This is a genomic window from Streptomyces sp. NPDC102270 (assembly GCF_044766405.1).
Lineage (GTDB): Bacteria > Actinomycetota > Actinomycetes > Streptomycetales > Streptomycetaceae > Streptomyces.
This window is the reverse complement of record NZ_JBIWLX010000005.1, coordinates 322,353-337,672: the sequence shown is the minus strand read 5'-3', so window position 1 is coordinate 337,672 and position 15,320 is coordinate 322,353. Positions and strand designations below refer to the sequence as shown.

Genomic DNA, 15,320 nt, shown 5'->3' with positions numbered 1-15,320 from the left:
GAGGTCGTGGCTCGACCGAGCCACGACCCACGCTCGGCTCAGCCGACCGGTACCCCGCGTGCCGCCACCAGCAGCTCCGACTCCGCCTCCCGCTGGGCCATCGCCCGCAACGGCCCCTCCACACCCGCCAACTGCGCGTAGGGACCCCGCTGCACGACCCGCCCCTCATCGAGTACGAGGACCTCGTCCACCGACTCCAGTCCTGCCAGACGGTGCGTGATGAGGAGCGTCGTACGGCCCTCGGTGGCGGCCAGCAGATCGGCGGTGAGCGCGTCGGCGGTGGGCAGGTCGAGATGCTCGGCGGGCTCGTCCAGCACGAGGACGGGGAAGTCGGCGAGCAGCGCCCGGGCCAGTGCGAGCCGCTGGCGCTGACCGCCGGACAGCCACGCCCCGTGCTCGCCGACCAGGGTGTCGAGCCCGTCGGGCAGGCTCTCGGCCCAGTCGAGCAGACGGGCCCGCCTCAGTGCGTCCTCCAGCTCCTCCTCGCTGGCGTCCTTCTTCGCGAGGAGCAGGTTCTCGCGCACCGAGCTGTCGAAGAGGTGGGCGTCCTGGGCACACAGGCCCACCAGCCGCCGTACGTCGTCGCTGTGCAGCCCGCAGGCGTCCACGCCGCCCAGGGTGTAGGTGCCGGCCGCCGCGTCCAGGAAGCGCAGCAGCACCTGGGCGAGCGTCGTCTTGCCGGAGCCGGAGGTGCCGACCACGGCGATCCTCCGGGCCTGCGCGAGGGTCAGGTCGAGGCCCGCGAGCGCATCCCGGTCCTGGCCCTCGTGCCGCGTGGTCAGCCCCTTGAGGACGACCGGGAACGGTGAGGCGGGCGCCTGCCGGGCGTGCTCCGGTTCCCGTACCGGCTCGGGCGCGTCCAGCACTTCGTGGACGCGTTCCGCGCTCCGGCGCACCCGCTGGCGATACTGCACGGCGAGCGGGAGCCCGAGGACGGCCTCGAAGGCGGCCAGCGGAGTGAGCACGACGACAGCCATGGCGACCCCGCCGAGCTGCCCGGAGGCGACCGCCTGGGCGCCGACGAGGGCGGTGGCGGTGACGGTCAGACCGCAGATCAGGGCGGTGAGGCCGTCCCCGAGTGCGGTGGCGGTGGCGGCGCGGGAGGCGATCCGGGTGAGGACGCCGTCGGCCCGCCGTGCCTCCGCGGCACGGGCGGGCAGGGCGCCTGCGACGGTCAGCTCCGCGGTCCCGGTGAGGAGATCGGTCACGCGGGTCGCCAGTTCCCCGCGGGCGGGGGCGAGCCTGCGCTCGGCCCGGCGGGCGACGGCTCCCGTGAGAAGCGGGACACCGATACCGGCGGCCAGCAGGCCCGCGGCCAGCGCGGCACCGGCCTCCGGCAGCAGCCAGGCCGTGAAACCCACGGAGGCCGCCGACACCACGACGGCGGTACCGGCGGGCAGCAGCCAGCGCAGCCAGTAGTCCTGGAGGGCGTCCACGTCGGACACGAGCCGCGAGAGCAGATCCCCCCGGCGGGCCGTACGCAGACCGGCGGGCGCCAGCCGCTCCAGGCGCCGGTACACGGCGACCCGGGTGTCGGCGAGCATGCGCAGCACGGCGTCGTGGGACACCAGCCGCTCCGCGTACCGGAACACGGCCCGCCCGATCCCGAAGGCGCGGGTCGCCGTCACGGCCACCATCAGATACAGCACGGGCGGCTGCTGCGAGGCCCGCGAGATGAGCCACCCGGAGGTGGCCATCAAACCCACGGCGCTGCCGAGCGCCAGGCTGCCGAGCAGCAACGCCAGCGCGAGCCGGCCTCGTCGGGGGCGGGACATGCCGCGGACGCGGGCGAGAACACTGCGCTCCTGCGGCGGAAGGTCGGTCGTCCCGGGCTCGACGGAAGCGGGGCCGCTGTCCTCGACGGTGCGTACCGTGGGTGTCCTGACCATTCCGTCCACCGGAGCCGGAGCCGGTGCCGCAGGCTCCGCCAGCCGCACCACCCGGTCCGCCACCCCGAGCAACGCCGGCCGGTGCACCACCAGCAGCACCGTCCGCCCGGCCGCCAGCCGCCGTACCGCCGCCACGACCTCCGCCTCGGTGGCTCCATCGAGCGCCGCGGTCGGCTCGTCCAGAAGCAGTACCGGCCGGTCCGCGAGAAAGGCCCGGGCCAGCGCGAGCCGTTGGCGCTGCCCGGCGGACAGCCCGGCACCGTCCTCGCCGAGCACGGTGTCGGCCCCCAGAGGAAGGGCATCGACGAACTCCAGCGCCCCCGCGTCCGCCAACGACCGCTGTACCGCGGTCTCGTCGGCGTCGGGTCGTGCCAGCCGTACGTTCTCGGCGATCGTCCCGGCGAAGAGTTGCGGCCGCTGCGGCACCCACGCGATGCGCGACCGCCACTCCTCCAGGTCCACCTCGGCGAGATCGGTTCCCCCGATCCGCACCCGCCCCTCGGCCGGCCGCACGAATCCCAGCAGGACGTTCAGCAAGGTCGACTTGCCCGTCCCGCTGGGCCCGACCAGCGCGACCGTCTCCCCGGGTGCGACCTCGAAGGAGACGTCCGTGACAGCGTCCCCGGAACGGCCGGGGTACCTGACCGTGACCTGCTCGAAGGCCAGCGCACCGGCGGGCACCGCAGCCGTACCCGATGCCGGTACCGGCGTCTCCAGCACCGCGAAGATCTCCTCGGCGGCCGCCAGTCCCTCCGCCGCCGCATGATACTGCGCGCCCACCTGCCGCAGGGGCAGATACGCCTCGGGAGCCAGGATGAGGATGACCAGGCCGTCGTACAGGTGCATCTCGCCGTGGACGAGACGCATCCCGATCGTCACGGCGACCAGTGCCACCGAGAGCGTGGACAGCAACTCCAGGGCGAAGGAGGAGATGAAGGCGATGCGCAGCGTCCGCATGGTCGCCTGCCGGTACTCGCCGGTGATGCGCCGGATCGACTCGGCCTGTGCCTTGGCCCGGCCGAACACCTTCAGGGTCGGCAGTCCCGCGACGACATCCAGAAAGTGCCCGGACAGTCGGGACAGCAGCCGCCACTGACGGTCCATCCGGGACTGTGTGGCCCAGCCGATCAGCACCATGAAGACCGGGATGAGAGGCAGGGTCCCGACGATGATGGCCGCCGAGACCCAGTCCTCGGTCACGATCCGCGCCAGCACCGCCACCGGCACGACCACCGCCAACCCCAACTGCGGGAGATAGCGCGAGAAGTAGTCGTCGAGGGCGTCGACTCCCCTGGTGGCGAGGGCGACCAGTGATCCCGTCCGCTGCCCGCTCAGCCAGCCGGGCCCCAGCGCGGTGGCCCGTTCCAGCAGCCGTCTCCGCAGCTCTGATTTCACTGCCGCGCTCGCCCGGTGTGCGGCGAGTTCGGTGAGCCAGGCGACGAGTCCACGGCCGACGGCGACGGCCGCCAACAACAGCAGGGGAGTGCGGAGTCCGGCGATCGTCAGACCGTGCTGGAACGCGCCGACCACGATCTCGGCGACGAGCATCGCCTGAGCGATGACCAGCAGGGCCCCGATGCCGCCCAGGCCGACGACGGCCACCAGGAAGCGGCGGGTGGCCCGGGTGTATCGAAGCAGGCGCGGGTCGATCGGTTTCACGTGAAACACACCCTCTTCTCAGGGGGCATGTTTCACGTGAAACATGCCCCACATCGGGCTCAGTGCGCGGCTTCGGCGATGTGCTGGGTGCCGATGCGCTTGCGGAACACCCAGTAGGTCCAGCCCTGGTAGAGCATCACGAGGGGAGTGGCGATGGCCGCCAGCCACGTCATGATCTTCAGGGTGTACGGGCTCGACGAGGCGTTGGTGACCGTCAGGCTCCAGTCCGCGTTGAGCGAGGACGGCATGACGTTCGGGAACAGCGTCAGGAAGAACATCGCGACCGTGGCCACGATGGTGAGGCCTGACAGCGCGAACGACCAGCCTTCCCGTCCGGCCTGGTTCGCCGCCAGCGCGGCAACCAGGGCGGCGACCGCCACGACCATCGCGACCAGGCTCTTGCCGTCGCCCTTGTCGACCTGAGTCCAGAGCAGGAAGAGCAGTGCCAAACCTGCGGTCACCAGACCGACCCAGCGCGCCAGCTTCCGTGCCCTCTCCCGGATCTCCCCGACGGTCTTCAGGGCGGTGAACACCGTCCCGTGGAAGGTGAACAGCGTCAGCGTCACCAGTCCGCCGAGCAGGGCGTACGGGTTGAACAGGTCCCAGAGCGTGCCGACGTACTCGAAGTGCTCATCGATCTTCACCCCGTGCACGATGTTGCCGAAGGCCACGCCCCACAGGAACGCCGGGATGAGCGAGGTCCAGAAGATCGCGGTCTCCCAGTTATGCTGCCAGTTCTCCTCGGGCCGCTTGGCCCGGTACTCGAAGGCGACACCGCGGACGATCAGGCAGACCAGGATGACCAGCAGCGGCAGGTAGAAGCCGGAGAAGAGGGTGGCGTACCAGTCGGGGAAAGCGGCGAAGGTCGCGCCGCCCGCCGTCAGCAGCCACACCTCGTTGCCGTCCCAGACGGGACCGATGGTGTTGATCAGAACGCGCTTCTCTGCCCGGTCGCGGGCGAGCAGTTTGGTGAGGACACCGACCCCGAAGTCGAAGCCCTCCAGGAAGAAGTAGCCGGTCCACAGGACGGCGATGAGCACGAACCAGACGTCGTGAAGTTCCATGACTCGATCTCCCTCGGCCTAGTACGAGAAGGCCATCGGCTTGTCGGCGTCACTGGTGTCGCCGCCGATCTTCGTGGGCGGGTTGAGGTCGGCCTCGGAGAGTTCGGGCGGGCCGGCCTTGACGTACTTCACGAGCAACTTGACCTCGACGACGGCGAGGATGGCGTACAGAGCCGTGAAGACGAGCATCGAGATGAGGACCTCGGCCTGGGAGACGCCGGGGGAGACCGCGTGCCGGGTCTGCAGGACGCCGTAGACGACCCATGGCTGGCGGCCCATCTCGGTGAAGATCCAGCCCCAGGAGTTGGCGATCAGGGGGAAGCCCAGGGTCCAGATCGCCACGAGCCAGTAGAGCCTGCCGAGCTTGGGGCTGAGGGCCTTGTTCTTGAAGAGGACCAGATGCGGCACCTCGTCCTCGGCGACCCTCAGGTGCTGCGGGAGCATGAACTTCTTGCGGGTCAGCCAGAGTCCGGCGAGGCCGATGGCGAAGGACGTCATGCCGAAGCCGATCATCCAGCGGAAGGCCCAGAAGGTGACGGGGATGTTGGGCCGGTAGTCGCCCGGCCCGTACTTCTGCTGCTCGGCCTTGTTGACGTCGTTGATGCCGGGGATGTATGAGGTGAAGTCGTCGTTGGCGAGGAAGGACAGCAGGCCCGGGATCTCGATGGCCACGCTGTTGTGGCCCTTCTCCACGTCGCCGTAGGCGAAGATCGAGAAGGGTGCGGAGTCCTGACCGTCCCACAGGGCCTCGGCGGCCGCCATCTTCATCGGCTGTTGCTTGAACATGACCTTGCCGAGCGTGTCACCGCTGATCGCGGTGAGCATGCCGGCGATGACCACGGTGACCAGGCCGAGGCGCAGCGAGGTCTTCATCACGGGGATGTGCTTCTTGCGGAACAGGTGCCAGGCCGCGATGCCGACCATGAAGGCGCCGCCGGTCAGGAAGCAGGCGGACATCGTGTGGAAGACCTGGGCGAGCGCGGTGTTCTGGGTCAGCACCGCCCAGAAGTCGGTGAGTTCCGCGCGGCCCTTCTCCTTGTTGATCCGGTAGCCGACGGGGTGCTGCATCCACGAGTTGGCCGCGAGGATGAAGTACGCCGACAGGATCGTGCCGATCGAGACCATCCAGATGCAGGCCAGGTGGATCTTCTTGGGCAGCTTGTCCCAGCCGAAGATCCACAGGCCGATGAAGGTGGACTCGAAGAAGAAGGCGATCAGGGCCTCGAAGGCGAGCGGGGCGCCGAAGACATCGCCGACGAAGCGCGAGTAGTCGGACCAGTTCATGCCGAACTGGAACTCCTGCACGATGCCGGTGACGACCCCCATCGCGATGTTGATCAGGAAGAGCTTGCCCCAGAACTTGGTGGCCCTGAGGTACTTCTGCTTCTCCGTACGCACCCAGGCGGTCTGGAGGCCTGCCGTGAGGGCGGCCAGGGAGATCGTCAGGGGGATGAACAGGAAGTGGTAGACGGTGGTGATGCCGAACTGCCAGCGCGCCAGGGTCTCCGGCGCCAGAGCCAGGTCCACGTCGCCGCTCCTTACCTCACAGGCTTGTGGAACAAATGCGGGTGAAGCGACCGCTTGTGAAAGCGTTCACATTCACAAGCCCAGTATGCCGCACCTGCTTTCGATAGCCGAAGGGGGGTCCCGATTACCGCCGGGACCCCCCTCGCCGACCTGCCCCGACCTGCGCAGACGCGCGGCCGGTGTGAGCTAGAACTCCTTGCGGAAGCCCTCCGCCGCCTTCAGGAAGATGTCGTTCGCCTCGGCCTCGCCGACCGTCACGCGCACCCCCTCGCCCGCGAAGGGCCGTACGACCACGCCGTGCTGCTCGCACGCCGCCGCGAAGTCGACCGTGCGCTCCCCCAGCCGCAGCCAGACGAAGTTGGCCTGGGTCTCCGGCACCGTCCAGCCCTGGGCCCGCAGCCCCTCCACCACACGGTTGCGCTCACAGACCAGCGAGCCGACCCGGCCCAGGAGTTCGTCCTCGGCGCGCAGCGAGGCGATCGCCGCCTCCTGTGCGAGCTGGCTCACCCCGAAGGGCACCGCCGTCTTGCGCAGCGCCGCGGCCACCGGCTCGTGGGCGATCGCGAAGCCGACCCTGAGGCCGGCGAGGCCGTACGCCTTGGAGAAGGTGCGCAGCACACAGACGTTCGGCCGCGTGCGGTACAGCTCCACGCCGTCCGGCACCTCGGGGTCCCGGATGAACTCGCGGTATGCCTCGTCCAGCACCACCAGTACGTCACTGGGCACCCGGTCGAGGAACCGTTCCAGCTCGGCCCGCCTCACGACCGTGCCCGTCGGGTTGTTGGGGTTGCAGACGAAGATCAGCCGGGTCCGCTCGGTGATCGCGTCGGCCATCGCGTCCAGGTCGTGCACATCGCCGGCCGTCAGCGGTATCCGCACCGAGGTGGCACCGCTGATCTGCGTGATGATCGGGTACGCCTCGAAGGACCGCCACGCGTAGATTACCTCGTCGCCCGGTCCCGAGGTCGCCTGGACGAGCTGCTGGGCGACGCCGACGGAGCCGGTGCCGGTGGCCAGGTGGGAGAGCGGGACACCGAAGCGCTCGGACAGCTCGTTCATCAGGCCCGTGCAGGCCATGTCCGGGTAGCGGTTGAAGGTGGAGACCGCGGCCGTCACGGTCTCCAGCACGCCCGGCAGCGGCGGGTACGGGTTCTCGTTGGAGGACAGCTTGTAGGCCACCGGACCGCCGGCAGCGGCGGGCTTGCCCGGCTTGTACGTGGGGATCCCCTCCAGCTCGGCACGCAGCTTGGGGCTTGTCTCACTCACCGCAGTCCTCCTCATGACCACCGACGCATGGCGGCCGACTCCGGCAGCCGGCTTCCAATACTGCTCACCTTATGAGGATTGGGCCCCGCTGCGTACAGGTGAGAACCAACCTCATCGGCCCCACCGGCATCAGGGGCATCACCGTACGAAGTCAGACGAATCAGGGGGCGCGGTCACATATATCTATGCGCCGGTGGCTCACGCCGTAGCGCGCGTCACCCGTGAAGGTGAGTTGAGACCTCTTCGAAACATCGGGAACTTGGCAGGCCCATGCGTGCCGACAAGTTACGTAGTGCCATTGGATCGTTTAACTGGCTTTGTTTCCCAGGCAGTTGGTAGTAAATGACCTTGCAGAAACGTGCCTGTCAACGCGTGCATATGCGTCCGCCCTACCCCACCACATGAGCCCTACTATCGGCTCGCCATGACAGCAGCAGGGAAGCACCAGGTGAGCCGCGCGGAAACCTCACGTCGAGGCAGTCGGCCGGGCCGGGCGGGCATCAGAGACGTGGCCGCCGCCGCCGGAGTCTCCATCACGACCGTCTCCGATGCCCTGAACGGAAAGGGCAGGCTCCCGGACGCCACCCGCCGCCATGTCAGGGAGGTCGCCGACCGACTGGGCTACCGCCCCTCGGCCGCGGCCAGAACCCTCCGTACCGGCAAGTCGGGACTTATCGGCCTGACCGTGACGACGTACGGGGATGAACCTTTCACCTTCACCGAGTTCGCGTACTTCGCCGAGATGGCGCGCGCCGCAACCTCCGCCGCGCTCGCCCGCGGCTACGCCCTCGTCATCCTCCCCGCGACCTCGCGCCACGACGTCTGGTCGAACGTCGCCCTGGACGGCACGGTGGTCATCGACCCGTCCGACCAGGACCCGGTCGTCAGCGAGCTGGTCCGGCAGGGTCTGCCGGTGGTGTCGGACGGCCGCCCGGCCGGGTCGCTGCCGGTCACCGCCTGGGTCGACAACGACCACGAGGCTGCCGTCCTCGGCATCCTCGACCATCTGGCAGACGCCGGCGCCCGCCGCATCGGCCTGCTGACCGGGACGACGACGGACACGTACACCCATCTGTCGACCACCGCGTATCTGCACTGGTGCGAGCGGGTGGGCCAGGATCCGGTCTACGAGGCCTACCCGGCGCACGATCCGTGCGCGGGCGCCGTCGCCGCCGACCGGCTGCTCGCCCGCCCCGACCGACCGGACGCCGTCTACGGCCTGTTCGACCCGAACGGCACCGACCTGCTGGCCGCCGCCCGACGCTACGGGCTGCGCGTCCCGGACGACCTGCTGATCGTCTGCTGCAGCGAGTCCACCGTGTACGCCAGCACCGAGCCGCCCGTCACCACGCTCTCTCTCAAGCCCCGCCGCATCGGCACGGCCGTGATCCAGCTCCTCATCGATGCCATCGAAGGGGTCGCATCGGACCAACCGGTCGAGCAGGTGATACCGACGGAGCTGATCGTGCGCACCTCGTCCCAGCGGCGGGCCCCGCGCACGACGGTCAGCCCGCCGCGGTCGCCCGAGGAGGAGTAGCCGGGAGACGGCCGGCGGGGTCGAAGCCCGGTCCAAACGGGGCGAATGCCGCGGTGAACAGGAGTCTTGCTCCGATTCACCACCCCTGGGTCATCACATGGCGCGATCCGCATTCCTATGATGGGCCCACGACACCGCGGGCCGCTGCGACCAGGCAGTCCGAAGCGGTGCAGATGCGGCGCGATGGTGGAGGGGTCTGATGACTCAGGGGGCCGGTCAGGGACCCGAGGTGGAGCGCACGGCGGTGCTGCGCGACTTCCGGGTGCCCGCGTACGTCAACGAGACCGGTCCGTACGGCCACAGCACGCACCCCGGTGATGTCGTCCCGGCCCAGGATGCCTACCCGGAGGGATACACCCCCACCGAGCAGGACCTGCCCGTCATCGACCACGGTGACGGGATCCAGACGGCCGCCGACCCCGCTGAGCGGGCGGAGGAGGGTCCCGGCCCGCTGTTCGTCGTCGGCGACGTCCACGGCTACCTCGACGAACTGATGGCCGCACTCCACGAGAAGGGCCTCGTCGACGCCGCGGGCAACTGGTGCGCGGGCACCGCCCGGCTGTGGTTCCTCGGCGACTTCACCGACCGCGGGCCCGACGGCATCGGCGTCATCGACCTCGTGATGCGGCTGTCCGCGGAGGCCGCGGCGGCGGGCGGCTACTGCAAGGCCCTCATGGGCAACCACGAGCTGCTGCTGATCGGCGCCAAGCGGTTCGGCGACACGCCGGTCAACTCCGGCGCGGGCACCGCCACCTTCCAGGCGGCCTGGCTGCTCAACGGCGGGCAGAAGACCGACATGGACCGCCTCCAGGACCACCACCTGCAGTGGATGTCCCGCCTGGACGCCGTCGAGGAGGTCGACGGGCATCTGCTGGTGCACTCAGACACCACCGCCTACCTCGACTACGGCGACTCGATCGAGGCGGTCAACGACACCGTCCGCGAGACCATCACGCGCAATGACGCGGACGAGGTCTGGGACCTGTTCCGCAAGTTCACCAAGCGTTTCTCCTTCCGCGACGAAGGCGGCGCCGACCATGTGCGCTCCCTGCTCGACACATACGGCGGCACCCGCATCGTGCACGGCCACAGCCCGATCCCCTATCTGCTCGGCGAAGTCGGCTCCGAGGACGACAAGGAGGATTCCGGCCCGGTGGTGGAGGGACCGCACGTCTACGCCGACGGACTGGCCATCGCGATGGACGGCGGGGTGACCATGGCCGGAAAACTGCTGGTCCAGCAACTGCCTCTGGATATCTGACCCTTCACAGGCCAGACATTCCCCCAGGACGGACCGACCGTCGACCGCGCAGGCCAGAGGCCAATTTCTGGAAACCCCCTGTCACCCTGTGCCGTGCCCGCTCTACCATCTGCTTATCCGTAGCAGGCTCCCCTCCGTTTCTGCCCGACGGCTCGTTGGCATGCGAGCCCCAAGCCCTACGGAGCATCGGGGGATGCACATGAACAGCCTTCCGCAGCACCTGCACAGCGAGGACCGCCAGGAGTACGAGCGGATCCTCGATGAGGCGCTGCGCTCCGCACCACGCCGTCCCGAACTGGCCGCGGTCGGACAGCGGCTGAATCCCGAACAGCTGCGCACCATGGCCCTCAACGCCACCGCGCTCATCACGGCGGCCGCGGCGACCGAGTACCAGCACTACGTGAAGGTCCGCGAGGAACAGCGCCGCCCGTCGACGCCGTCCACCCTGTCGTCCGTGCACGAACCCGGCCCCGCCGATTCAGGCACGGGTGCGATGGGGCTCGCCACCACCATGGGAGAGGTCGCCGAGACCGCCGGTGCGGGCGCCGTCGCCGTCGCCGCCGTTCTGACGCCCGTCCTCGCCGGAATCGCCGCGGCGATTTTCCTGCTCGTGGGTTACGTCCTCCAGATGCTCAGCCCACCGCCGGCGTTCGCCCACGCCATGATCACTATCGGATGGGTGTTCGGCGCCCTGACCGCGGCCGCGATCCTGGTCGCCGCCTGCGGCCTGCTGCTCACCGCACTGCACAACCGGCCCTCGCCGGACGCGGGGTACGGCGAACTGAGCGAGGAGGTGGCACGGGCGAAGGACGCCTGGCGCGAGGCCCTGCTGGAACGCGGCCTCCTCCCCTTCCTCAGAGACGCCCTCGCCGATCCCGGCACCGCCGCACTGCACCACACGGCACCGCCCGCACCGCCCAGCCGGATGCCCAGCCTCGGCTACGACCGCCCGGGCTTCAGCAGCCCGGACGACGGAGCCTCCGGTGCCCGCCCGAGCTTCACCAGCCCGGACTACACCAGCCCGGACTTCGGGGGGCCGGAACACCAGCCGGAGTAACTCCCGGCAGCCCCTCGGCTTGCGCCCCCACCACGGGGAGCGCAAGCCGAAGACCCGGCCACAGGCCACCCGCCGACGGCTCGCCTACATCAGTCGGCGATCGGCAGATAGACCCGGTTGCCCGCCGCCGCGAACTCCTTCGACTTCTGCGCCATCCCCTCCTCGATCTCCTCCTGGCTGCCGCCGTGACGGCGGCGGATGTCCTGGGAGATCTTCATCGAGCAGAACTTCGGCCCGCACATGGAGCAGAAGTGGGCCGTCTTGGCCGGTTCGGCCGGGAGGGTCTCGTCGTGGAACTCCCGGGCGGTGTCGGGGTCGAGGGCCAGGTTGAACTGGTCCTCCCAGCGGAACTCGAAGCGGGCGTCGGAGAGGGCGTCGTCCCACTCCTGGGCGCCTGGGTGTCCCTTGGCGAGGTCGGCCGCGTGGGCGGCGATCTTGTAGGTGATGACACCCGTCTTGACGTCGTCCCGGTTGGGCAGGCCCAGATGCTCCTTGGGCGTGACGTAGCAGAGCATCGCGGTGCCCCACCAGGCGATCATCGCGGCACCGATGCCGGAGGTGATGTGGTCGTAGGCCGGAGCGATGTCGGTGGTCAGCGGGCCGAGCGTATAGAACGGAGCTTCATCGCAGATCTCCTGCTGAAGGTCGATGTTCTCCTTGATCTTGTGCATCGGAACATGTCCCGGGCCCTCGATCATGGTCTGTACGTTGAAACGCTTCGCGATCCGGTTGAGTTCCCCCAGCGTGCGCAACTCCGCGAACTGCGCCTCGTCGTTGGCGTCCGCGATCGAACCGGGCCGGAGCCCGTCGCCCAGCGAGTACGTGACGTCGTAGGCGGCGAGGATCTCGCACAGTTCCTCGAAGTTCTCGTACAGGAACGACTCCTTGTGGTGCGCGAGGCACCACGCCGCCATGATCGAGCCGCCGCGCGAGACGATGCCCGTCTTGCGGTTCGCGGTCAGGGGTACGTACGGCAGGCGCACGCCCGCGTGGACCGTCATGTAGTCCACGCCCTGCTCGGCCTGCTCGATGACCGTGTCCTTGTAGATTTCCCAGGTCAGCTCCTCGGCGCGACCGTCGACCTTCTCCAGGGCCTGGTAGAGCGGCACCGTGCCGATGGGGACGGGGGAGTTGCGCAGCACCCACTCGCGGGTGGTGTGGATGTTGCGGCCGGTGGACAGGTCCATGACCGTGTCGGCTCCCCACCGGGTCGCCCAGGTCATCTTCTCGACCTCCTCCTCGATGGAGGAGGTCACCGCGGAATTGCCGATGTTGGCGTTGACCTTCACCAGGAACCGCTTGCCGATGATCATCGGCTCGATCTCCGGGTGGTTGACGTTCGCCGGCAGCACCGCGCGCCCCGCCGCGATCTCCTCGCGCACGACCTCGGGAGAGACGTTCTCCCGGATGGCCACGTACTCCATCTCCGGTGTGACCTCGCCGCGGCGGGCGTAGGCGAGCTGTGTGACCGCCTTGCCGTCACGGCTACGGCGCGGCTGGCGGGACCTCCCCGGGAAGACCGCGTCGAGGTTACGGAGACCACCCCGCGGTGAGGTGTGCTTGATCCCGTCGTCCTCGGGGCGCATGGGACGGCCCGCGTACTCCTCGGTGTCCCCTCGGGCGATGATCCAGTTCTCCCGCAGCGGCACGAGGCCCCGGCGGACGTCCGTCTCGGTGAGCGGATCGGTGTACGGGCCCGACGTGTCGTACAGCGTGACCGACTGCCCGTTGGTGAGGTGCACCTGACGGACCGGCACCCGCAGATCGGGGCGCGAGCCCTCGATGAACGCCTTGTGCCAGCCGATGGACTTCCCGGCCTCCCCGTCGAGCTGGTCGGAGGCAGGCGTGCGCGCGTCCTTGATGGTCATGAGACCTACTCCCTACGCCGGCATTACCCGGTAACAGGTTCGGCGGTCGACGCAGCGGTTTCCGTCTGCCGACGCTTCGTGGGGAACATCACTCGCTTGAGATGACGTTCCACGTGAAACATCGCTGGGACGGAGGTCAGCGCCCTCTCAGCCCGGTGCTCCGAGCTCCCGCGTGTACAAAGGTGGCTCCACGCTAGCGTCACTTCGGGCGCGGTGAACAGAGGGCCCCTGTCGTTCTTGCGATGATCGGTCGGTGACCACGACGCATCAGCCTCCTTACCCGCCTCCCGAGCCTCCGCGCCGACCGGGCTCCGGAAACGGCCCTGGGCACGGCCCCGGCAGCGGCTCCCGCGGTGGCTTCGGAGACGGCGGGGGCGGCCTGGCCGGTGGGACCGGCGACCGGCGCGAGCATGAGCACGAGCCCGATGGCGGGTATGGCGGCGGTCACGGCTACGGCCACGGTCAGGGCGCGAGTCAGGGCGGCCTGGGCAGCGATGGCGGCCTGGGGGGTGGCAATGGCGGCGACGGTGGCCATGGCGGCGAGGGACACGGGCACGGTCCCGGTGACGGGCGTGGTTCCGGTGACGAGCGAGGTCCCGGTGGCGCGCACGGGCATGGGATCGGGCCCGGTTCCGGCGGTGGGCACGGCCACTCGCACAGTCATGCTCATGGACCGGCAACTCCCGTCTCCAAGCACCTGCGCAAGGTCATCGCGGCGATCCTCATCCCGTTCGGCGTAGCCGTGGTGGTGGGGCTCGGGGTGTTGTGGCCCGGCGGCGCCCCGGCACACGAACGCACCGGAGTCGGCTTCGACCGGCAGACCCAGCAGGCCACGGTCAGCAAGGTCGTGAGCGTCAGCTGCAAGTCGGTGAACGCCTCGGGTGAGGCCCCCACCGGGGACACCTCCACAGCCGAGGGCTCCTCAGCCGAGCAACAGGCGAACGGCACCTGCAAGAAGGCGACGATCCGGGTCGACACCGGCGACGACAAGGGCCGCACCTTCACGGAGATCGTCCAGCCGGACCAGTCACGGCAGTTGCACGAGGGCGAGAAGGTCGTGGTCGCGTACGAGCCCTCCGCGCCCAGGGACTTGCAGTACTCGGTCGCCGACGTGAACCGCAGGTTCCCGATGGGGCTGCTCGCCGGTATCTTCGCGCTCGCCGTCGTGGTCGTCGGGCGGCTGCGCGGAGTCATGGCGCTGGTCGCGCTGGCCATCAGCTTCATGGTGCTGAACTTCTTCATCCTGCCCGCGATCCTCCAGGGCTCGAACCCACTGCTCGTGGCGGTGATCGGGGCGAGCGCCATCATGCTGATCGCCCTCTACCTGTGCCACGGCCTGTCGGCCCGTACCTCCGTGGCGGTACTGGGGACGCTGATCTCGCTCGTGCTGATCGGTATCCTCGGCTCGCAGTTCATCGGCTGGGCAGCGCTGACGGGCAACACGGACGACAACACCGGGCTCATCCACGGGCTGTACCCGTCGATCGACATGAGCGGTCTGCTGCTCGCCGGTGTCATCATCGGCTCGCTCGGTGTCCTGGACGACGTGACGGTCACGCAGACCTCGGCGGTCTGGGAGCTGCACGAGGCCAACCCGACGATGGGCTGGCGGGGGCTGTACCGCGCGGGTATCCGGATCGGCCGCGACCACATCGCGTCCGTCGTCAACACCCTCGTCCTCGCCTACGCCGGCGCGGCGCTGCCGCTGCTGCTGCTCTTCTCGATCGCGCAGTCCAGCGTGGGGGGCGTAGCCAACAGCGAGTTGGTGGCGGAGGAGATCGTACGCACGCTGGTCGGCTCGATCGGCCTCGTCGCCTCGGTACCGGTCACCACGGTCCTCGCGGCCCTGGTGGTCTCGGCCGACCGACCGGGGACGGAGGCGGAGGCAACGGGGACGTCTGCAGCCGTACCGGCCACCAGTACAAGCGCGGGCACGGCCGACCGCCGCCCCGCAATGGGACGCGGGGGGAAAGGGCGGCGACGCAAGCACTGAGTGGGGACGAGGGGGTGGGCCCGGGGTTCTGGCCCCCCGGACTCCGATCCGTGTTCCGGATTCCGGGTCCTGCCATCCGAATCCGTTCTGGATCTCCCGGCCACCGGCTCCCGGCTTCCGGTCCGCGTTCCAGCTCCCGGGCTCGCTCTGAGTCCCCTGCTCTGGTGCTCCGGTTCTGGACTTCCCTCCCCGTTCCCGG

Annotated in this window: 9 protein-coding genes and 1 riboswitch; of the genes, 4 read left to right on the top strand and 5 right to left on the bottom strand. The window is 69.4% G+C overall.

The window, feature by feature from the left end; genetic code table 11:
* Window positions 1-38: 38 nt before the first annotated feature.
* The 4 genes from cydD to hisC all read right to left on the bottom strand — a co-directional run bounded on the left by cydD (window position 39) and on the right by hisC (window position 7,405).
* Window positions 39-3,548: a thiol reductant ABC exporter subunit CydD gene (gene cydD / locus ACIRP7_RS11825; protein ID WP_403656714.1), complete on the bottom strand. Its 3,510-nt coding sequence runs from the start codon at window positions 3,546-3,548 to the stop codon at window positions 39-41.
* 59 nt (window positions 3,549-3,607) lie between these two features.
* Window positions 3,608-4,612 (bottom strand): cytochrome d ubiquinol oxidase subunit II, encoded by a 1,005-nt coding sequence (cydB, locus tag ACIRP7_RS11820; protein ID WP_403656711.1) that lies wholly within the window; start codon window positions 4,610-4,612, stop codon window positions 3,608-3,610.
* 18 nt (window positions 4,613-4,630) lie between these two features.
* Window positions 4,631-6,139, bottom strand: a complete 1,509-nt coding sequence (locus ACIRP7_RS11815) for a cytochrome ubiquinol oxidase subunit I (RefSeq protein ID WP_403656708.1) — start codon at window positions 6,137-6,139, stop codon at window positions 4,631-4,633.
* A gap of 186 nt (window positions 6,140-6,325) precedes the next feature.
* Entirely contained in the window at window positions 6,326-7,405 is a 1,080-nt protein-coding gene (hisC, locus tag ACIRP7_RS11810) for a histidinol-phosphate transaminase (RefSeq protein WP_403656705.1), read from the bottom strand.
* 424 nt (window positions 7,406-7,829) lie between these two features.
* Between hisC and ACIRP7_RS11805 the strand changes: the two genes are divergently transcribed.
* From ACIRP7_RS11805 to ACIRP7_RS11795, 3 genes are all read left to right on the top strand, one after another.
* Window positions 7,830-8,942 (top strand): LacI family DNA-binding transcriptional regulator, encoded by a 1,113-nt coding sequence (locus ACIRP7_RS11805; RefSeq protein ID WP_403656702.1) that lies wholly within the window; start codon window positions 7,830-7,832, stop codon window positions 8,940-8,942.
* A gap of 199 nt (window positions 8,943-9,141) precedes the next feature.
* Window positions 9,142-10,203 carry a metallophosphoesterase gene (locus ACIRP7_RS11800; RefSeq protein WP_403656699.1) on the top strand — a complete coding sequence of 354 codons (1,062 nt, stop codon included), beginning with the start codon at window positions 9,142-9,144 and terminating at the stop codon, window positions 10,201-10,203.
* Between the two features lie 193 nt (window positions 10,204-10,396).
* Window positions 10,397-11,260 (top strand): hypothetical protein, encoded by an 864-nt coding sequence (locus ACIRP7_RS11795; RefSeq protein ID WP_403656696.1) that lies wholly within the window; start codon window positions 10,397-10,399, stop codon window positions 11,258-11,260.
* 89 nt (window positions 11,261-11,349) lie between these two features.
* Here ACIRP7_RS11795 and thiC read toward each other — a convergent pair whose 3' ends face one another.
* The gene (gene thiC, locus ACIRP7_RS11790) at window positions 11,350-13,128 is read right to left on the bottom strand and encodes a phosphomethylpyrimidine synthase ThiC (RefSeq protein WP_403656692.1); all 1,779 of its coding nucleotides are present in this window, start codon (window positions 13,126-13,128) and stop codon (window positions 11,350-11,352) included.
* Window positions 13,121-13,310, bottom strand: a riboswitch (TPP riboswitch). (Overlaps the previous gene by 8 nt.)
* Window positions 13,311-13,381: 71 nt before the next feature.
* Between thiC and ACIRP7_RS11785 the strand changes: the two genes are divergently transcribed.
* On the top strand, window positions 13,382-15,121 hold the full coding sequence (locus ACIRP7_RS11785; RefSeq protein ID WP_403656689.1) for a YibE/F family protein: 1,740 nt from the start codon (window positions 13,382-13,384) through the stop codon (window positions 15,119-15,121).
* Window positions 15,122-15,320: the final 199 nt, after the last annotated feature.